Annotated in this window: 20 protein-coding genes; 11 read left to right on the forward strand and 9 right to left on the reverse strand. The window is 30.4% G+C overall.

Annotated elements, in window-relative coordinates; translation table 11 throughout:
• The first annotated feature begins 39 nt into the window (after positions 1–39).
• The 9 genes from tsf to BM549_RS04290 all read left to right on the forward strand — a co-directional run bounded on the left by tsf (position 40) and on the right by BM549_RS04290 (position 10863).
• Positions 40–999 (forward strand): translation elongation factor Ts, encoded by a 960-nt coding sequence (gene tsf / locus BM549_RS04250; protein ID WP_290469128.1) that lies wholly within the window; start codon positions 40–42, stop codon positions 997–999.
• A gap of 198 nt (positions 1000–1197) precedes the next feature.
• Positions 1198–1905 carry a UMP kinase gene (pyrH, locus tag BM549_RS04255; RefSeq protein WP_041301278.1) on the forward strand — a complete coding sequence of 236 codons (708 nt, stop codon included), beginning with the start codon at positions 1198–1200 and terminating at the stop codon, positions 1903–1905.
• Between the two features lie 162 nt (positions 1906–2067).
• Positions 2068–2625, forward strand: coding sequence for a ribosome recycling factor (gene frr, locus BM549_RS04260; RefSeq protein ID WP_013869327.1), 558 nt, complete (start codon positions 2068–2070; stop codon positions 2623–2625).
• A 70-nt stretch (positions 2626–2695) separates the two neighbouring features.
• A complete protein-coding gene (locus BM549_RS04265) occupies positions 2696–3436 on the forward strand; it encodes a peroxiredoxin (protein WP_290469129.1) in 741 nt (246 codons plus the stop codon).
• Between the two features lie 3 nt (positions 3437–3439).
• On the forward strand, positions 3440–4708 hold the full coding sequence (locus BM549_RS04270) for a DUF5686 family protein (protein ID WP_290469130.1): 1269 nt from the start codon (positions 3440–3442) through the stop codon (positions 4706–4708).
• Positions 4709–4772: 64 nt separating this feature from the next.
• The gene (locus BM549_RS04275; protein WP_290469131.1) at positions 4773–7184 is read left to right on the forward strand and encodes an efflux RND transporter permease subunit; all 2412 of its coding nucleotides are present in this window, start codon (positions 4773–4775) and stop codon (positions 7182–7184) included.
• A 42-nt stretch (positions 7185–7226) separates the two neighbouring features.
• Positions 7227–8657: an asparagine--tRNA ligase gene (asnS, locus tag BM549_RS04280; protein WP_290469132.1), complete on the forward strand. Its 1431-nt coding sequence runs from the start codon at positions 7227–7229 to the stop codon at positions 8655–8657.
• A gap of 122 nt (positions 8658–8779) precedes the next feature.
• Positions 8780–10234, forward strand: coding sequence for an RNA polymerase factor sigma-54 (gene rpoN / locus BM549_RS04285; protein WP_290469133.1), 1455 nt, complete (start codon positions 8780–8782; stop codon positions 10232–10234).
• Positions 10234–10863: a hypothetical protein gene (locus BM549_RS04290; RefSeq protein WP_290469134.1), complete on the forward strand. Its 630-nt coding sequence runs from the start codon at positions 10234–10236 to the stop codon at positions 10861–10863. The genes rpoN and BM549_RS04290 overlap by 1 nt, the downstream gene beginning before the upstream one ends.
• Here the strand turns inward: BM549_RS04290 and BM549_RS04295 are convergent.
• The 9 genes from BM549_RS04295 to BM549_RS04335 all read right to left on the reverse strand — a co-directional run bounded on the left by BM549_RS04295 (position 10858) and on the right by BM549_RS04335 (position 17514).
• Complete coding sequence (locus BM549_RS04295; protein ID WP_290469135.1) at positions 10858–11559, reverse strand: porin family protein; 702 nt, start codon at positions 11557–11559, stop codon at positions 10858–10860. The two genes, BM549_RS04290 and BM549_RS04295, sit on opposite strands and share 6 nt — an antisense overlap.
• Before the next feature lie 118 nt (positions 11560–11677).
• The gene (locus BM549_RS04300) at positions 11678–12157 is read right to left on the reverse strand and encodes a biopolymer transporter ExbD (RefSeq protein ID WP_290469136.1); all 480 of its coding nucleotides are present in this window, start codon (positions 12155–12157) and stop codon (positions 11678–11680) included.
• A 13-nt stretch (positions 12158–12170) separates the two neighbouring features.
• Positions 12171–12803, reverse strand: a complete 633-nt coding sequence (locus BM549_RS04305) for a biopolymer transporter ExbD (RefSeq protein WP_290469137.1) — start codon at positions 12801–12803, stop codon at positions 12171–12173.
• Positions 12804–12805: 2 nt separating this feature from the next.
• The gene (locus BM549_RS04310; RefSeq protein ID WP_290469138.1) at positions 12806–13246 is read right to left on the reverse strand and encodes a hypothetical protein; all 441 of its coding nucleotides are present in this window, start codon (positions 13244–13246) and stop codon (positions 12806–12808) included.
• Positions 13247–13275: 29 nt separating this feature from the next.
• Positions 13276–14049, reverse strand: coding sequence for a MotA/TolQ/ExbB proton channel family protein (locus tag BM549_RS04315; RefSeq protein WP_290469139.1), 774 nt, complete (start codon positions 14047–14049; stop codon positions 13276–13278).
• A gap of 241 nt (positions 14050–14290) precedes the next feature.
• Complete coding sequence (locus BM549_RS04320; protein WP_290469140.1) at positions 14291–15322, reverse strand: asparaginase; 1032 nt, start codon at positions 15320–15322, stop codon at positions 14291–14293.
• Positions 15323–15352: 30 nt separating this feature from the next.
• Positions 15353–16120, reverse strand: a complete 768-nt coding sequence (locus tag BM549_RS04325) for a TatD family hydrolase (RefSeq protein ID WP_290469141.1) — start codon at positions 16118–16120, stop codon at positions 15353–15355.
• Between the two features lie 63 nt (positions 16121–16183).
• Positions 16184–16927, reverse strand: a complete 744-nt coding sequence (locus tag BM549_RS04330) for a tol-pal system YbgF family protein (RefSeq protein ID WP_290469142.1) — start codon at positions 16925–16927, stop codon at positions 16184–16186.
• Positions 16928–16932: 5 nt separating this feature from the next.
• Positions 16933–17514, reverse strand: a complete 582-nt coding sequence (locus BM549_RS04335) for a sigma-70 family RNA polymerase sigma factor (RefSeq protein ID WP_290469143.1) — start codon at positions 17512–17514, stop codon at positions 16933–16935.
• Between the two features lie 151 nt (positions 17515–17665).
• On the opposite strand from BM549_RS04335, the gene BM549_RS04340 reads away from it, so the two are divergent.
• Positions 17666–18103, forward strand: coding sequence for a hypothetical protein (locus BM549_RS04340; protein ID WP_013869343.1), 438 nt, complete (start codon positions 17666–17668; stop codon positions 18101–18103).
• A gap of 41 nt (positions 18104–18144) precedes the next feature.
• Complete coding sequence (locus tag BM549_RS04345; protein ID WP_290469144.1) at positions 18145–19128, forward strand: hypothetical protein; 984 nt, start codon at positions 18145–18147, stop codon at positions 19126–19128.
• Positions 19129–19234 lie beyond the last annotated feature (106 nt).

Here is a 19234-nt window from a genome sequence, read left to right on the forward strand (position 1 = left end):
AAATAAATTGAACGACTTTTTTTTAAATTAACTTATATTATGAGTGATGTAAAAATTTCAGCAGCAGAAGTAAACAAATTAAGAAAAGCTACTGGTGCAGGTATGATGGATTGTAAAAAAGCCTTAGTTGAAGCTAAAGGTGATTTTGATGCTGCTATCGACGTATTACGTAAAAAAGGACAAAAAGTAGCTGAAAAAAGAGCTGACAGAGATTCTTCTGAAGGTGCTGCTGCAATTAAAATAAATGATGACAATACTGTTGGTGTTGCTATTGTATTAGGATGTGAAACAGATTTCGTTGGTAAAAACGAAAACTTCTTAGCATTAGCTAACGAATTAGCAGACAAAGCAATCAACTTTGATAATAAAGAAGATTTCTTAGCATCAGATTTTGGTGGTATGACTGTATCTGAAAAACTAGTTGAGCAAACAGGTGTTATTGGTGAGAAATTAGAAATCAACGCTTTCGAGAAGCTAGAAGCTCCTTACGTTGGTTCTTACGTGCACATTAACAAAATTGGTGCATTAGTAGGTTTATCTCAAGAAAATGCAGAAGTAGCTAAAGATGTAGCTATGCAAGTAGCTTCTATGGGAGCAACAACTTTATCTTACAAAGATTTTGATCCAGCATACATTGCTAGCGAAACAGAAGCAAGAATTGCTGTTATAGAAAAAGATAATATTGAATTAGGTCGTTTAGGTAAAACTTTAAAAAACGTACCTCAATACATCTCTATGGCGCAATTAACTCCAGAAGTTATGGCACAAGCCGAAGCTGATGCAAAAGAGCAATTAAAAGCTGAAGGTAAACCAGAACAAATTTGGGATAAAATTTTACCAGGAAAAATGGATCGTTTTGTTAGCGATAACACAACTTTAGATCAAGAACAATGTTTACTTGACCAAAGGTTTATTAAAGACGAAAAGCAAACAGTTGCAGATTACGTAGCGTCTAAAAACGTTGAAGTAACTGCTTTTAAACGTGTTTCTTTAGGATAATAAATTCCTGTTTTGTCATTCCGCACTTGATGCGGAATTCACAAAATATTAAATAATAAAAAACCACTACTCTATTTTTTTAGAGCTAGTGGTTTTTTTATACTTTAAAAATTACAACTAAAAAAAGTAATATTTCTACTGCAATAGCAATTTTAAAAATAAAAAAATTATGTAGCTTTGCTAAACTCTTATTCTCACATGAAATACAAAAGAATCCTCCTAAAACTATCTGGTGAAGCCTTAATGGGAAATCGCCAATATGGTATTGATCCAGAACGTCTTGCAGAATATGCACAAGACATAAAAGCAGTAACAGAAAAAGGAATAGAAGTTGCCATAGTTATTGGTGGCGGAAACATTTTTAGAGGTGTTGCCGGAGCCATGAATGGTATGGACAGAGTTCAAGGTGACCACATGGGAATGCTTGCTACTGTAATTAACGGTTTAGCATTACAACAAGCTTTAGAAGATGCCGAGGTTAAAACAAGATTGCAAACAGCTATAAAAATTAACGAAGTGGCAGAGCCATTTATACGCCGTAAAGCCATGAGCCATTTACGAAAAGGACGTGTAGTTATTTTTGGTGGCGGAACAGGAAACCCATATTTCACCACAGATTCTGCAGCCGTATTAAGAGCAATAGAAATTGAAGCCGATGTAATTTTAAAAGGAACACGTGTAGATGGTATTTATAATGCAGATCCAGAAAAAGATGCCGAAGCTATAAAATTTGATCATATTACTTTTGACGATGTTTTACGTAAAGGTTTAAAAGTAATGGACACAACAGCATTTACCTTAAGCCAAGAAAACGATTTACCAATAATAGTTTTCGATATGAATACAAGAGGTAATTTAATGAAAGTAGTCTCTGGAGAAAACATAGGAACACAAGTAAGTTTATAAAAAAATTCTAACCTTTTTCTAAAAAGTATTACTTTAGTATTAATTATTAGAAAAAACCATAAACTTTAAAATTCTTTATTAAGGTTTAAAACTCTAGTAAACAACAAAATATATTTTGGCTTAATTCTTGAAATAAGCTAATTAGTAATAAATATTTTAACAATGAACGAAGACATTCAATTTATAATTGATAGCGCTAAAGAGTCTATGGACGCTGCTATCGAGCATTTAAAAAAGCAATTTTTAAACATACGTGCAGGAAAGGCAAGTCCAGCAATGTTAGGTAGTGTAGTTGTAGATTATTATGGCTCTAAAACACCGTTAAGCCAAGTAGCAAATGTAAACACACCAGATGGTAGAACCATTACAATACAACCTTGGGAAAAAGGAATGATTCAAGAAATTGAAAAGGCAATAATGATTGCTAATTTAGGTTTTAACCCAATGAATAATGGTGAATCATTAATAATTAATGTACCACCATTAACCGAAGAACGTAGATTGCAACTTGGAAAACAAGCAAAAGCAGAAGCAGAAGACGCAAAAGTAGGTGTTAGAAATGCACGAAAAGATGCAAATAACGATATTAAAAAAGTTGATGACGCCTCTGAGGATTTGCAAAAAAACGCAGAAGCAGACATACAAGAACTTACAAACAAATCTGTTAAAAAAATTGATGAGCTCTTAGCAAATAAAGATGCCGAAATCATGACAGTATAAACGTTAAAAGCGACTTAATTGTCGCTTTTTTTTTGCCAAAAAAATGTAACTTTATAGCTTATTTAAAAGCATGCGCTTAACAAAACTTATATTGTTCTTTTTTATTCTTACGCTATCTACAGTTTGTATAGCACAAGACTATAAGTTTATTCCTAAAAATCAACATTTATTAACAGAAGCGCAAATAAAAACTACCGAGATAATTATCACTCCAGATGTTAACCTTTTTAATGAAAAAGGTCAATTATTACCAATGTCTCAAATGGAGCTTATGGCAAATCCAGAGTATAAACCACTTTTTTACGTGGGTGATAATGGTAAAATAAAATCGGTAGTATTTCAAAAAAGAAACAATAATCCTGTTTTAATAGAAAAAAATCCTGAAAGCTATTTCGAACCAGGAGAAAAAGCATTAGATTTTTTAGTTACAGATTTAAAAGGCAATAAAATTAAGCTCTCTAACCTTAAAGGTCATGTAGTTGTATTAAATTTTTGGTTTACTAAATGCCCACCATGTATTCAAGAAATGCCAGATTTAAATAAACTTAATCAAGAATTTAAAGGTGAAAAGGTGAAGTTTATTGCCATTACTTTTAATACAAAAGAAGAAATTAAAACCTTTTTAAATACAAAAAAGTTTAATTATACTTTAGCTCACAATGCTAACCATGTAATAGATAGTTATGGTGTAAATAGCTTTCCTACAAATATGGTAATAAATCAAAAAGGAGAAATAGTTTTAAAAGAGCTTGGTTATAGAACAAATATAAAAACTGTACTATCAAACTCTATAAATACGTTACTTAAATAGTTTATGGGTAAACATTTGATCTTTATACTATTTTTTAGTTTATGCATAAACCTAACTGCGCAAACACCAAAGGAAGAAACCCTAAAAGTTAGTGACACTACAAAGTCTACAGAATTATTAAAACAATTAGGAAACGGTTTTTTTCCAACAAAAATCTGGAATTTCGATTTACGTTATTTAGTTAAGTTTAATCAATATGAAGGTTTTAGAACTGGTTTAGGTGGTGTAACTAACGATTCTTTTTCTAAACGATTTAGAATAGATTCGTATGTGGTTTATGGTTTTGCAGACGATAGATTTAAATACAAAATTGGTGGTGGCGTATTATTAAATCCAGAAACAAAAACTTGGCTAAATCTTTATTATAACGATGATTTGCAAGAAACTGGAAGTAGTACTTTTTTAACAGACGGTAGAATGTTTTCGTTTTTTGAGCCCAGACTTCTTAATATCGAGTTGTTTCATAAACACATAACATCTACGGTAAGTATTGAGCACGAAATAAACCCTAGATTATATACAGAAACACAGTTTGCTGTTAGCAATGTAGAACCTACATATAATTATTCGTATGTACTAAATGGTGAAAATTTTGAGCAGTTTGAAATGAGTACCGCAACTGTATCAGTACAATGGGATCCATTTACAGAATTTGAAACTATAGATGGTAAAAACGAAATAACAAAAGATGCTTTTCCAAAGTTTTCGTTTCAGTATACCAAAAATTTAAAAAATGTTTTCGATGCAAATTTCAACTTTTCAAAAGTAGATTTTAAGGCCATTCATAAAATTAAACACAATAAAGATTCTTATTCAACCTTTAGACTTTCTGCTGGAATAGCTAGAGGCGATACACCATTAACGCATTTATATCACGCATACCCAAACAATAATAACAAAGAAACTATTTTACAGCGTTTTTCTGTTGCTGGTATAAACAGTTTTGAAACCATGTATTTTAATGAGTTTTTTTCTGATAGGTTTACAACTTTAATTGCCAAACATTATGTGAAGCCTTTTAAAATTTTTAAAGGTTTTAATCCGCAACTTGTATTAATTACAAGGTATGCCATTGGTGATATGAAAAATATAGACAGACATCAAAATATTACTTTTGGCACACTAGATAAAGGCTATACAGAATCTGGTTTTGAACTTAACAAACTTCTTTTTGGTTTTGGTGTAAGTTTTGCTTACAGGTATGGCGGTTATCACTTACCAAAAAATGAAGATAATATTGCTTTTAAATTTACATTTAATATTACGTTATAATTTTATTTTTTGACTCGCATAATCCTATGGTTTTCCATACCTTTGCGCCTACTTTAAAGATGACATGTCAAAACTAAAAAAATCTAAATTTTGGGATATTGTTGCAAGACTTATTTTGCGCAATAAAATTGGTATTCTTCTAAGTGTTATTATAATTACTGTTTTACTAAGTACGCAATGGAAACATATGCGTTTTACTTATACAGAAGCTAATTTACTTCCAGATGATCATGAAGTAAATATAGAGTACAACAAGTTTTTAGACATTTTTGGAGAAGAAGGTAACTTAATTGTACTTGGTGTTAAAGATTCTACACTTTTTACAATAGAAAAACTAAATGCATGGAATGCATTATCTGAAACTTTTAGAGATGACAGCTTAATTGAAACAGTTGTTTCTATTAAAGACTTACAAAAACTAGTTAAAAACCAAGAGGCTAAAACGTTTGAATTAGAACCGTTTATTAAAGATACTATTTCATCTATTAAACAGATAGATGCACTTCAAGAAGACCTTTTTAACAAGTATCCTTTTTACGATAATTTTCTTTATAACAAAAACACTAAAACAATTAGAACTGCACTTTATCTTAAAAAAGATATAGTAAACACACCTAAGCGTAAAGATTTTGTTGTAAACAATTTAATGTCTAAAGTTAAAACTTTTGAAGACACCTATAAACTAGATGTTAGAGTTTCTGGTATGCCATATATTAGAACCCTAAATGCACAAAACATTGTAGATGAAATTGGAATGTTTGTTTTGGCAGCTCTATTAGTAACCTCACTTATATTCTTTTTATTTTTTAGATCTTTTAGAGCCACATTTATCTCTTTAATTGTTGTTTGTATTGGTGTAATGTGGACATTAGGTATTATAGGCTTATTACGTTATGAAATCACTGTACTAACAGCACTAATTCCGCCATTAATTATTGTTATTGGAATACCAAATTGTATTTTTTTAATAAATAAATACCAACACGAAGTTAAACTTCATGGTAATAAAGTAAAATCATTACAACGCGTTATTACAAAAATTGGTAATGCAACCTTAATGACTAATGTAACAACTGCTTCCGGTTTTGCTACATTTATTATCACAGAAAGCAAGTTACTTAAAGAGTTTGGTGTAGTAGCATCGCTTAGTATTATTGCCATATTTATACTATGTATTTTAATAATACCAATAATTTATACTTTTTTACCTTACCCTAAAGAGCGCCATTTAGAGCATTTAAATAAACGCTGGATTGGTGGTTTTGTAGACTGGATGGAGCGTATGGTAAAAGAAAAACGTATTACAATTTATATTACTTCTATTGGTTTATTAGTAGCATGTATTATAGGAATTTACCAAATAAAAATTTCTGGAAGCTTAATAGAAGACATGCCTAAAAAAACAGAATTCTTTCAAGATATTAGGTTTTTTGAAAGTGAGTTTAACGGCATTATGCCAATGGAAATTCTAGTAAATACCAAACGTAAAAAAGGCGTAATGAAGTCTACTACTTTAAAACGCATGAATGATTTAGAAGACTTAATAATAGAAACGCCAGAATTATCAAGACCAATTTCTATTGTTAGTTTAGTAAAATATTCTAAACAAGCCTTTTATAATGGTAATCCAAAATACTACCAATTACCAACAAAACAAGAAGAAACTTTTATACTACCCTATATAAAAAACTCCAGTTCTGGTGATGTAGATTTACTAAAAAACTTTGTAGACTCTACAGGACAATATGCACGAATAACAACCTTTATGAAAGATATTGGTACAGATAGAATGGAGCGTATTGAAGATAATTTACTAACCAAAATTGATAGGCTTTTTCCAGAAGAAAAATACGAAGTTACCATGACAGGTAAAGCCTTAGTTTTTCAAAAAGGAACAAAATACCTCGTAAAAAACCTCGCGCTATCCTTATCGCTAGCGATTGTTCTTATATCGTTGTTTATGGCATACATGTTTCGTTCGTTTAGAATGATAATTGTATCGTTAATTCCTAATTTATTACCACTTGTTGTAACAGCGGGATTAATGGGATATCTAGGTGTACCAATCAAACCATCAACAATATTAGTATTTAGTATAGCTTTTGGTATTTCGGTAGATGATACCATTCACTTTTTGGCAAAATACCGCCAAGAGCTACAAGCAAATAACTGGAAAATAAAAAAATCTGTATACGCTGCTTTACGCGAAACAGGAGTAAGTATGTTTTACACATCTATAGTATTATTCTTCGGTTTTTCGGTATTTATAATTTCAAGTTTTGGTGGTACGGTAGCATTAGGCGCATTAGTTTCTGTAACTTTACTTTTTGCAATGCTATCAAATTTACTGCTATTACCATCGCTATTATTATCGTTAGAACGTAATATTGCAAATAAAGAAATACTAAAAAAACCAAGTATAAATATTATTCCTGTTGAAAATGATGATGAAATTATAGGCGATTCAGAAGAATAAAATGAGTTAAAAAATTATATTTGTTATTAAAATTAAGCACAAATGACATCAAAAACAGTTGCACAATTATTAAAAGAAACACCACTACAAGAAGTAGAAATAAAAGGCTGGGTTAGAACCTTTAGAGCCAAAAGGTTTATTGCTTTAAACGATGGCTCTACACTTAATAATATACAATGTGTAGTTGATTTCGAAAACACTCCTGAAGACACTTTAAAACGTATTACTACTGGAGCTGCTGTTGCCATTAAAGGTGAATTAGTAGAGAGTCAAGGTAAAGGACAAAGTGTTGAAATAGTTGTTTCTGCTATAGAAATTTTAGGAGATAGTGACCCAGAAACCTACCCTATTCAACCTAAAAAACACTCTTTTGAGTTTTTAAGAGAAAATGCGCATTTACGTACACGTACTAATACATTTAGTGCGGTTATGCGTTTGCGTTCGGCGTTATCTTTTGCTATACACAAATATTTTAACGACAACGGTTTCTATTACATGCATACACCAATTATTACTGGTAGTGATGCAGAAGGCGCAGGTGAAATGTTTAGAGTAAGTACATTAGATCAAAAAAATCCACCACTTACAGAAGCAGGTGAAATAGACCACTCTAAAAACTTTTTTGGAAAAGACACAAACCTTACCGTTTCTGGACAATTAGAAGCAGAGACGTATGCTATGTCTCTAGGTAAAGTATATACTTTTGGACCAACTTTTAGAGCAGAAAACTCTAATACATCTAGACACTTATCTGAGTTCTGGATGATTGAACCAGAAGTCGCTTTTATGGACTTAGCAGGAAATATGGATTTAGCTGAAGACTTTATGAAGTCTGTTATTTCTTATATTCTTGAACATAATGCTGAAGATTTAGAGTTTTTAGACAAGCGTTTAGCTGACGAAGAAAAAACAAAACCTCAAGCACAAAGAAGTGATATGAGTTTAATTGAAAAATTAAAATTCGTAACCGAAAACAACTTTAAACGCGTAAGCTATACAGAAGCAATAGACATTCTTAAAAACTCTAAACCAAATAAAAAGAAAAAATTCAATTATATAATTGAAGAATGGGGAGCAGACTTACAGTCTGAACACGAACGTTTCTTAGTAGAAAAACACTTTAAATGTCCAGTAATTTTATTTGATTATCCTGCAAATATAAAAGCATTTTACATGCGTTTAAACGAAGACGGAAAAACCGTTCGTGCAATGGATATTTTATTTCCAGGTATTGGAGAAATGGTTGGAGGTTCTCAAAGAGAAGAACGATTAGACGTTTTAAAAGAAAAAATGGCTGTTTTAAACATTCCAGAAGAAGAACTTTGGTGGTATTTAGATTTACGTAAATATGGTACAGCCGTACACTCTGGTTTTGGTTTAGGTTTCGAGCGCTTAGTTATGTTCGCAACAGGTATGAGTAACATTCGCGATGTAATACCTTATCCAAGAACACCACAAAACGCAGAGTTTTAAACGCATTATAAAACTTAAATAATTACTAAAACAATCTACTAAAATCAAATTTGTAGATTGTTTTTTTTATTTTTATAATAAATACTATTTATCTTACGCAATAGTATAATTAACAAACCTATATGCTTAAACAATACCTACAGTTCAAATTATCGCAAAAGTTGTCTCCGCAACAAATTCAATTAATGAAATTGATACAGTTGCCAACACAAGCTTTCGAACAACGTTTAAAGCAAGAACTAGAAGAAAATCCAGCTTTAGACACTGGTAAAGAAGAAAAAAGCGATGAGTTTGACGACTTTGATAATAGTAATGATGATTTTGATGAAAGTGAAACTATTGGTGAAGACATTAATGTTGACGACTATTTAAGCGATGACGAAATTCCAGATTATAGAACAAGTGCTAATAATTATAGCGCAGATGATGACGAAAAAAGTATACCATATGCCTCTGGAACATCGTTTACACAGCATTTAAAAAACCAACTTAACACCTATAGATTAGATGATGAGGAACGTGATATAGCAGAATTTTTAGTAGGTAGTGTAGACGAAAGTGGTTACATACGTCGTGAATTAAGCGATATCATGGATGATCTTGCATTTACACAAAATGTATACACCACAGAAGATAAAATTGAAAAAGTATTAAGCATTGTACATCAATTAGATCCAGCCGGTGTTGGTGCAAGAAGCCTACAAGAATGTTTAAGCATACAACTTAATAGAAAAGAACAAAATCCTGATGTTGCACTAGCTTTAAATATTATCGATAATGCTTTTGAGCAGTTTACTAAAAAGCATTACAAAAAGTTAATGGCAAAATTTGATGTAAGCGAAATACAACTTAAAGACGCTATACATGAAATAGAAAGGTTAAACCCTAAACCTGGTGGAAGTTATTCTGGAAACACTAGAATGATTGAACATGTTGTACCAGATTTTGCCATAAAAATTGTTGACGGTGAATTAGAGCTAACATTAAATGGACGAAACGCTCCAGAATTACATGTATCTAGAGAATATAATAATATGCTTAAAGGGTATAAGGAGTCTAAAGATAAATCTAAATCGCAAAAAGATGCCGTTTTATTTATTAAGCAGAAACTTGATGCCGCAAAATGGTTTATAGAAGCTATTAAGCAACGTCAACAAACGTTATTTGTAACCATGAGTGCAATTATGCATTACCAAAAAGAATACTTTTTAACTGGTGATGAGCGTAATTTAAAACCAATGATTTTAAAAGATATTGCAGACGAAATTGAAATGGATGTTTCAACCGTTTCTCGTGTTGCAAATAGTAAATACGTAGATACGCCATATGGCACAAAACTTATAAAAGAATTCTTTTCTGAATCTATGACAAACGATCAAGGAGAAGAAGTATCTACAAGAGAAATTAAAAAAATTCTAGAAACCGTTATAGATGAAGAGCCTAAAAAGAAACCTTTAACAGATGAAGCTTTAGCTAAAATTTTAAAAGAAAAAGGCTACCCTATTGCGCGTAGAACAGTTGCCAAGTATCGTGAACAGTTAGATATTCCTGTAGCAAGATTAAGAAAAGAATTATAATGCCTAAAAACACAAATAGCATTATAGATTGGTTTTTAAAAAGCATTTCTTTTGTCTTTCATCCTATAATAATGCCTGTATTAGGCACAATTTTTTATTTCTCAAAGTCACCTCGATTTTTGCCTGATGAAGTAAGAAATGCTAAACTTTTATCACTTTCAATACTAACTATACTTTTACCAATTTTAGTTTACTTTTTACTTAAAACCTTAGGTAAAACAAATACAATATATCTTAAAACAACTAAAGAAAGGATTATACCATTATTTTTAAATAGTGTAATTATTTTACTTATTATTTTAAGAGTTGTACCTTCTACACAAATAATAGAATTGTATTTTTTCTTTATAGGAATATTAATATCAAACATAGTGTGTTTAATACTTGCGCTTTTGAAGTTTAAAGCCAGTATACATATGATTGCGATTTCGGGAATATTTATGTTTGCTATTGGTTTGTCACTACATTTTGGTAAAAATATAAATGGATCATTAGCAATATTTGCCATTATAATAGGTGCAATTGCAACTTCTAGATTACACTTAAAAGCTCATACACCAATAGAACTAATTTTTGGTTTTTTTATAGGCTTATTACCTCAATTAATTATATTAAAATATTGGTTATAAAATAAAGAAAATTAAACCCACTTTAAGCGCATTCGCATCTATTGTTTTACCATCAATTTTTGCATCGCTTTTAAATATTGGATTTAAAGAATAATAAAAATAAAAATTCCAAGTATTATATCCTGCACTTAAAGATAAACCGTATTGAAACTTATTAAACACATCTAAATTAGCTAATTTTATATTACTAGGTTCTCCTTCATATTTAGTTTTATTGGCAAATAAATAACCAAATTTTAAACCCGTATAAATACGCCAAAATTTATAATCTACCGCTGTAGATGTTCGCCACCTAAACTCTAAAGGCACTTCTAACATATAAGTAGAAAACTTATTTTTACTATAATCTGTATCATCTATAATACTAAATTCAAGATTATTACTATCTGTTTTAGCTATTTGCAAGTTTTGATTAAACGAATTTAAAGATAAACCAAATCCTAGGCCAATTGCAATGTTACGTTTTTTATTAATTGGCATATCTTTAGTGAAACCAAAATGAAAACCGCTTGAAAAGCCACTTTGCGATAGTCCTTCTGGCTTTTTACCAATTAGATTATAAGTTACTCCAACATAAAATTGATCCTCCTTATAGAGCGAATCTATAACCTTTATACTATTAGTGTTTTCTTCTACTTGTGCCCAACTAAATGATAAACAAAAAAAATAAGTATATAGAAATATTAATAAGCGCATAAACAATAATTTCGATTTTATATAATATAGTTAACAAGATAAATAAACTAAAGTTTATATAAAATAAAAGGCGTTTTGAAAAAATCAAAACGCCTTTTTATAATATAACAATTAAAGATTATTGTGATGACACGGCATCACCTTTTCTTGTTGTATAGTTAATTTTAAGTGCGTTAGTTTTACGTAACTCTTGCTTAACATCTGTTAAAACTCCCATTTTAGCTTCTCTATCTACTTTTAAAGATACAGTTAATTTAGGTATTAACTCTTCTCTTAAAGCAGCTCTTTCTGCAGCAATAAATGCTTGTACATCATCAACACTTCTTAAAGCGTCATTTAACTGTACACGATCTTCACTACCATAAGTATCTATGTAATTTGGATTTGGTTTTCCAATATAGATGTAGCTAATAGGATATTTTTTATCCAGCTTTTCTATTTGATCTGCAGAAGGTAATTTATTTTCAATCTTTAAATTATCTTCCTTGATAACTGTAGCTACCATAAAAAAGAATAGTAACATAAATACGATATCTGGTAAAGATGCTGTTGAAATTGGTGGTAAACCACCATCTTTTTTCTTTTTAAATTTAGACATAATTTAGATTGATCTATATATTTTTAGTTTCTGCTTCAGAGAATTTTTGAGGTACTAATAATTTAATAGCCTCTAATTTCTCTTTTAAATCTTCCTTCTCTTTAGGTTTTGTTTGAGCATCTTGATACTTTTCATTTGCTTCAACAAAGTTCATACCTAATTTAGGATATTCTCTTTTAAACTCACGATTACGTAATTCGTTATAAGCTGCTAAAATTTCATTTTGTACAGCTATGTACGTTTTATATTTAGTTAATCTATCGTTACTCAAAGAGATAATTGCCTTTTGAAAATTATCTGATGATTTAGGATCTTTAGCACCTCTACAACGCTTACAGGCATCTTTACCTGTTCCTCCACCATTATCTAAAAATTTAACGGCTAATGCACGTAAATCTTTAAGTTCAATAAGTTTTTCGTCTTCTCCAGCTTTTAAGAATAATTGATTGTTTGCGTTAACATTTAAAGCAAAGATATTTTTTTGCTTTATAACAATATCATCTTGATTCTCTTCAATAGGAGGTAACTTTCTACTTAAACCAGAATCTACTGCGATATCTGTAGTTACTAGAAAGAAAATTAATAATAAGAAAGCAATGTCAGCCATAGAGCCTGCATTAACTTCTGGTGCTGATCTTTTTGCCATAATTACTTAATCATTTTTTTAATTCCTGTTCCTAACATTACTACTACAGATACTATTGCTAGTATGTAGAAAGCGTATAATCCAGTTCCAACCCATCTAGAGCCAGACTCAGATAATATTTTTCCATCTTGCATTGGTGTTTCTACTCCTTCTGCTAAAACGTAAGCTATAACAGCAACTAGTAAAAAAGCTCCAACACTCATTAAAGTTTTCTTTAAAGTCTCTCCGCTTGAGAAAAGGTTTACAACTACAAATATTAATACTAGAGCAACAATTACTGCTAATACTAAGTATGCAATCCAAGCCATTGGCTCAATCAAAGAAGTATCTCCTGCAGCGGCAGATGCTTTTACAGCTTCATCTCCTGCAGCAACGATTCGTGCTAAGAAAATGATACCTGCAACACCAAGTACTGCTAAAACTATTTTTAAAATCTTATGCATATTCTTTCAGTTTTTAAAATTAGTTAATATTATTTTTTATGCTTCGATAACATATCCATTAAGGTGATAGAAGCATCTTCCATATCGTTAACGATATTATCAATTTTTGCTACGATATAGTTGTAAAAGATTTGTAATATAATTGCAACAATTAAACCAAATACAGTAGTTAATAAGGCTACTTTAATACCTCCTGCTACTAATGTAGCATCCATTCCACCTGCAGACTGGATTTTATCGAAAGCTTGAATCATACCTATTACTGTACCCATGAAACCAAGCATTGGTGCTAAGGCGATGAATAAAGAAATCCAAGATACGTTTTTTTCTAATTGTCCCATTTGAACTCCACCATAAGCTACAACAGCTTTTTCTGCAGATTCTAAACCATCATCTGCTCTATCTAAACCTTGATAGTAAATAGAAGCAACAGGTCCTTTTGTATTACGGCAAACTTCTTTAGCAGCTTCAATACCTCCAGACTGTAAAGCCTCTTCAACATTTTGAGCTAATTTTTTAGAGTTACCTGTAGAAAGGTTTAAAAAGATAATTCTCTCTATAGCGATTGCTAAACCAAGAATTAAACATAATAATACGATGCCCATAAATGCTGGCCCACCTTCAATAAAACGCTTTTTAAGTTCTTGGTGAAAACCTAAATCTTCTTCAGCACCATCTTCTGCTACTGTTTCTTGTGTGGTTGTAACAACTGTAGCTGCAACAGTAGCTGCATTTGTAGTTGCGTTAGCTGTACCAAATGCCATTAAAAATACTATGGCTAGGATTGAAAATAATCTTTTCATTGTCGTGATCTTATTTTTATTAGTTAAAGTGTTAAAGATATAAAAAAAATGTAATTAAAAAATTAAAAACCAAAATAACGGCTCTAAAATATGAGAAACCGTTTAACTATAACTTTTAATTAAAGTTTAAATTGTTTGGTAGGCCCAAATTAATAAAGTGATATTATTCTTATTTTTAATAACTTAATTGGTTCCAAAAATAAAGAAGTCTAATTGAATTAAAAATTTTTAGCTCCTAAATTTATGACATTTCTCCTCGTAAAGCTGTTTCATATATGGTTTTGAACAACTTAGGGGAAACATTTTGACCCAATAAATACATTAATTTGCTAATTGCAGCCTCTGTTGTAATGTCTTTTCCTGAAATTATGCCTATTTTTTTTAGTTTTTCGCTAGTTTCATATTGTCCCATCATCACACTTCCGCCAGAACATTGTGTTACATTTATTATATGTATACCTTTTTGTATTGTCTCTTTTAATAGATTAATAAACCAATCTTCTGTCGTACAATTTCCTGCGCCATAGGTTTCTAATATTACACCTTTTAAATCGGCAGTATTAAATATACAGGTTAACAATTGTTTAGATATTCCTGGAAATAACTTTACTAAAGCTATGTTTTTTTCTAATTCTTTATGAACAACTAGTTGTTTTCTGGCATTTGGTTTAAACAAATACTCGTTATTTATTTTTAAATGTACTCCCGATTCTGCAAGATCTGGATAATTTAAGCTTGTAAAGGCTTCAAAATGTTCTGCATTTATTTTTGTTGTTCTGTTTGCTCTATATAATTTATATTCAAAATATAGGCAGACTTCCTTTATTATTGGTTTATTATAATGTTGTAATGATGCTATTTGTATTGATGTTATTAAATTCTCTTTTGCATCTGTACGTAAATCTCCTATAGGTAATTGTGATCCTGTAAATATTACTGGTTTTGCCAGATGCTCTAACATAAAACTTAATGCTGAGGCTGTATAACTCATAGTATCGCTACCGTGCAAAACAACAAAACCATCACAGCTATCGTAATTCTCTTCAATGATTTCTGCTATATCAACCCAATATTTAGGTTCCATATTACTAGAGTCTATAGGCTCATTAAATGTTGTTGTTGAAATATTACAGTCTAATAGTTTTAGTTCTGGAATTCTTATTAATAAATTATCAAAATCAAATGCTCTAAGCGCTCCTGTTTCTGGGTCTTTTATCATACCTATAGTTCCGCCTGTATATATAAGGAGTATGTTTGGAATACTTTTAGTCATAAATTTTTAGCTTTTACTTTTAGGTTTTTATTAAACACCAAATACTGCTTTTGAGTTTTGAGTTGTTATTTGTGCAATTTCTTCTTCACTTATATTATAAATTTCAGATAGTTTTTCTACAACCTGTAATATATAGCTACTTTCATTTCGTTTACCACGGTATGGTTTTGGTGCCAAATATGGCGCATCTGTCTCTAAAACAATATGTTTTAAATCTATTTTATTTAAAAATTTATCTATTTTTCCGTTTTTAAAAGTAGCGACTCCACCAATTCCTAATTTCATATTATATGAAATGGCTTGATGTGCTTGTTCTAATGTTCCTGTAAAACAATGAAATATTCCAAAAAGGTCTTCGGCTTTTTCTTCTTCTAAAATTTCAAATATTTCATTAAATGCTTCACGGCAGTGAATTACAATTGGTAATTTATATTTTTTTGCTAGTTTTATTTGATGCCTAAAGGCTTCTTGTTGTATTGCTAATGTGCTTTTATCCCAATATAAATCTATCCCTATTTCTCCAACGGCATAAAATTTATGTTGTTCAAGCATTTGCTCTACATGTGCTAATTCTTTTTTGTAATTTTCTTTTACATGTGTTGGGTGTAAACCCATCATTAAAAAAACATGTTCTGGATAGTCTTTTTCTAGTTGCAGCATAGATGCTGTGTATGTAGAATCTATGGCTGGAATAAACAATCTAGAAACGTTAGCGTCTAATGTGCGCTGCATCATTTCTGCTCTATCCTCATCGAAAGCTTCACTGTATAAATGCGTGTGTGTGTCTGTAATAATCATGGCGTAAAAATAGAAAAGTCATCTTGATTAGATGACTTTTCTATTGTTAATTTCTGTTTGTATTTACTCTAATTTATCTAATAAACGCTGTGCTTCTTTATAATCGTCTGCTCCTTCTGGAATTTGTTTTAATAACATAATTGATACATCATTACTATTTTGTTTTAATTTACTTAAAGCCGCATACCATAATGCTCTGTTTTTATAGGCAGATTGTCCATTTATTAATGCTTTTAATTGCATATCTGCAATTGTAAAATTATCTAATTCTATATTTGTAATAGCATAATATAATTGTAGCTCACTGTTTTCTGGATCTTTTTCTAGTACTTGCTTTAATAAGGTGTTGGCTTTTTTATAGTCTTTATTATTAAATGCTTTTGTAGCTTCTATTAATGTTTTTACATTACCTCTAACTACCGTCATTGGTTCATGCGTGTTGTAATCTGTATATCCTGGTTTACTAAATACTTGATTGTATATAAATAAGCCTAAAAACACAGCAACACTTGCTGCTATAGCCAACTGTCCTAATCTAAAGAATTTAGAGTGCTTTGGTCTTTCGGTTTTAGTTTTTGTTGTTTTAAAATGTGTGTTTGAAATGCTTTTTAAATTATTTTTAAATGCAGATGTTTCAGCTTCATTTTCAAATTTATTTTTTAAGAATAGGTTTGCTTCTTTGTAAAGGTTAAAATTTTCGGCAAACACTTTATCTGTCTTCAAACGGTTTTTAAAAGCTAAAATTTCTGTTTCAGATAATTCATTATTTATATAGCTATCGAATAAAATATAGTCTTGATCTTCCATTTTAATTAATAATTAAGTTGTTTAAATTTAGGCGACTCTTGAACCAGTTTTGTTAACTGCCCAATACATAAAGATTTCTTTTTTCGAGCATAAGCATAAGTTACACCTAAACTGGCTGCAACTTCTTCCATAGATTTTATTTTAAAAGTTGCTTTAATTAAATCTTTACATGCAGTACCTAATTTTTGAAACATCTCGTTAAATAAGGCCTGTTTTTCACTAAATAAAGCAGTTTCTATTGCTAATTCATGAGCGCTATCTCCTTTAGATAAAACTTCTTCATTTATTGTTACCTCCTTTTTATTGTTTTTTTTAAGAGTATTTAACCACTTACGCTTACAAAGCAGAAAAAAATAAGCATCAAAAGGACAGGTAAGTTGTAGTCCTTTATTTTTTGCCTGATTGTATATGGTAACTATAGTGTCTTGAACAATATCTTGAGCTTGGTCGCTGTCTCCACTATTTTGCTTTACATAATTAATCACTTTTGGCACAAATTTATTATAGATAGCTTGTATAATAAATGAGTTATTTTCTAATAAACCTTCTATATATTTTTGGTCTTCGTGAATTTTTTTATCACTCATAATGCCTTATTTCTCGGTTAGTTTCACACCAATTTAAAAAAACTTTAGAAAATAGAGGTAACAATTTTTAAATGGTTTTGATATAAGGTTGTAAAAGGCAAAAAGCCAGAAACAATAAAACAAACTTTTAATCAATAAACATTTAGAAATTATGAGAAATTCAATTTTAATTATCGCAACAGTAGTCTTTAGTTTTTTAACTGTAAATGCTACAAACTTAAAATCACAAGCTAACACAGTAACACGTGTAAACATTCACAAAGATGAAATTATAGAGGTTTTCGATTGGACTGTAAAAACTACAACCGGTGAGTTTTCTGGAACCGCAAGTTCTTTATTTGATGCTAAAAGAAGAGCAAATATAGTAGGACAAAATGCCATAGTAATAGAACAGAAAATTACAAACTACTTTATTTTAAAAAGTGAAATGCAATCTAATAACAATCGTGTTTTCTTTTGGGAAGTTAACACTGAAAAAGGATATGCAAAAGGATTTTCAAGCAATGAATTTAATGCAAAAAAAATGATGCATTTAGTTGCCAAAGGAGACATTACATCTTATCGAATAATTGAAAACAAGAAAAAATAAAACCCATTAACAAAATTATATAACTATAAAAATTAGAAATCATGAAAATTTTAAAAACAGTATTAGCGAGTTTATGTATAACAGCATTTACATTATTTACAAGTTGTGATACAGACGATAAATTTGAAAACTCAACAACAGATCCAATTGTTGCAACTGCAGCAGCATTTAAAAACATAAAGCTACAAGCTTTAGAAAACCAAACACAGTATTTTCAATTTGATGCAAACGATGGTAACATTAGTTTAACCTCTAATAATGGAGTACAAATTAATATAAATACAAATTGTTTAACCTTAAACGGAAACGCAACAACAGGAACAATAGATTTAGAATATGTAGAATTATTTGAAAAAGGAAATATGCTTACCACAAATAAACCTACAATGGGAACATTACCAAACGGCGACAAAGCCTTACTTATTTCTGGCGGAGAGTTTTTTATTGAAGCTACACAAAACGGTCAAGTTTTAGACACCAGTTGTAACATACAATTAGTCGTTCCTTCTAGTTTAACTGGTGGCGCAGATAATGCTATGACACTTTGGGAAGGCAATATAGACCTAGACGATAATCTAACTTGGGATGAAAATGAAGACCCAACAGGTCAAGATGGTGTTTTTGTTGAAGGTGGAGAATACTATGCTTTTTTAGGACAATTTGGTTGGTCTAATATTGATAGGTTTTATAATGACCCAAGACCAAAAACACTAATTCAAGCTCAAGCGCCTTTAGGTTATAACTTTGACAATAGTGCTATTTATTTATCTTATGATGGTGAAGACACTGGCTTAGCACAATTAGATACTTACGATGAAAACTTAAACCTATTTAGTGAGCATTATGGACAAATACCAATTGGTTTAGAATGCCATGTAATATTTGCAACCGAAGATAATGGTGTATGGAGATATGCCGTAAAACAAGTAACCATAGTAGATAATCATATAATTACATTTAATTATAACGAAACAACTACTGCTACTGAAGCACAATTTATAAACATAATTAATGCGCTACCATAATAATTAACACCTACTTAAGCGCAAAAGGTCAGGATTTAAAATCCTGGCCTTTTTTAATATAGTAAAAAAATAGGGTAACAAAATAGAAACTGTATTGATATAAAGG

It is taken from the genome of Lacinutrix sp. MedPE-SW (assembly GCF_001874145.1).
Classification (GTDB): domain Bacteria; phylum Bacteroidota; class Bacteroidia; order Flavobacteriales; family Flavobacteriaceae; genus Lacinutrix.

Coding starts and splice junctions, on each gene's coding strand:
- frr (WP_013869327.1), top strand. CDS start 2,068: ATGAACGAAGACATTCAATTTATAATTGATAGCGCTAAAGAGTCTATG.
- asnS (WP_290469132.1), top strand. CDS start 7,227: ATGACATCAAAAACAGTTGCACAATTATTAAAAGAAACACCACTACAA.
- BM549_RS04345 (WP_290469144.1), top strand. CDS start 18,145: ATGAAAATTTTAAAAACAGTATTAGCGAGTTTATGTATAACAGCATTT.
- BM549_RS04265 (WP_290469129.1), top strand. CDS start 2,696: ATGCGCTTAACAAAACTTATATTGTTCTTTTTTATTCTTACGCTATCT.
- BM549_RS04335 (WP_290469143.1), bottom strand. CDS start 17,514: ATGAGTGATAAAAAAATTCACGAAGACCAAAAATATATAGAAGGTTTA.
- BM549_RS04340 (WP_013869343.1), top strand. CDS start 17,666: ATGAGAAATTCAATTTTAATTATCGCAACAGTAGTCTTTAGTTTTTTA.
- BM549_RS04320 (WP_290469140.1), bottom strand. CDS start 15,322: ATGACTAAAAGTATTCCAAACATACTCCTTATATATACAGGCGGAACT.
- BM549_RS04330 (WP_290469142.1), bottom strand. CDS start 16,927: ATGGAAGATCAAGACTATATTTTATTCGATAGCTATATAAATAATGAA.
- BM549_RS04290 (WP_290469134.1), top strand. CDS start 10,234: ATGCCTAAAAACACAAATAGCATTATAGATTGGTTTTTAAAAAGCATT.
- rpoN (WP_290469133.1), top strand. CDS start 8,780: ATGCTTAAACAATACCTACAGTTCAAATTATCGCAAAAGTTGTCTCCG.
- tsf (WP_290469128.1), top strand. CDS start 40: ATGAGTGATGTAAAAATTTCAGCAGCAGAAGTAAACAAATTAAGAAAA.
- BM549_RS04275 (WP_290469131.1), top strand. CDS start 4,773: ATGTCAAAACTAAAAAAATCTAAATTTTGGGATATTGTTGCAAGACTT.
- BM549_RS04295 (WP_290469135.1), bottom strand. CDS start 11,559: ATGCGCTTATTAATATTTCTATATACTTATTTTTTTTGTTTATCATTT.
- BM549_RS04310 (WP_290469138.1), bottom strand. CDS start 13,246: ATGCATAAGATTTTAAAAATAGTTTTAGCAGTACTTGGTGTTGCAGGT.
- BM549_RS04305 (WP_290469137.1), bottom strand. CDS start 12,803: ATGGCAAAAAGATCAGCACCAGAAGTTAATGCAGGCTCTATGGCTGAC.
- BM549_RS04300 (WP_290469136.1), bottom strand. CDS start 12,157: ATGTCTAAATTTAAAAAGAAAAAAGATGGTGGTTTACCACCAATTTCA.
- BM549_RS04325 (WP_290469141.1), bottom strand. CDS start 16,120: ATGATTATTACAGACACACACACGCATTTATACAGTGAAGCTTTCGAT.
- pyrH (WP_041301278.1), top strand. CDS start 1,198: ATGAAATACAAAAGAATCCTCCTAAAACTATCTGGTGAAGCCTTAATG.
- BM549_RS04270 (WP_290469130.1), top strand. CDS start 3,440: ATGGGTAAACATTTGATCTTTATACTATTTTTTAGTTTATGCATAAAC.
- BM549_RS04315 (WP_290469139.1), bottom strand. CDS start 14,049: ATGAAAAGATTATTTTCAATCCTAGCCATAGTATTTTTAATGGCATTT.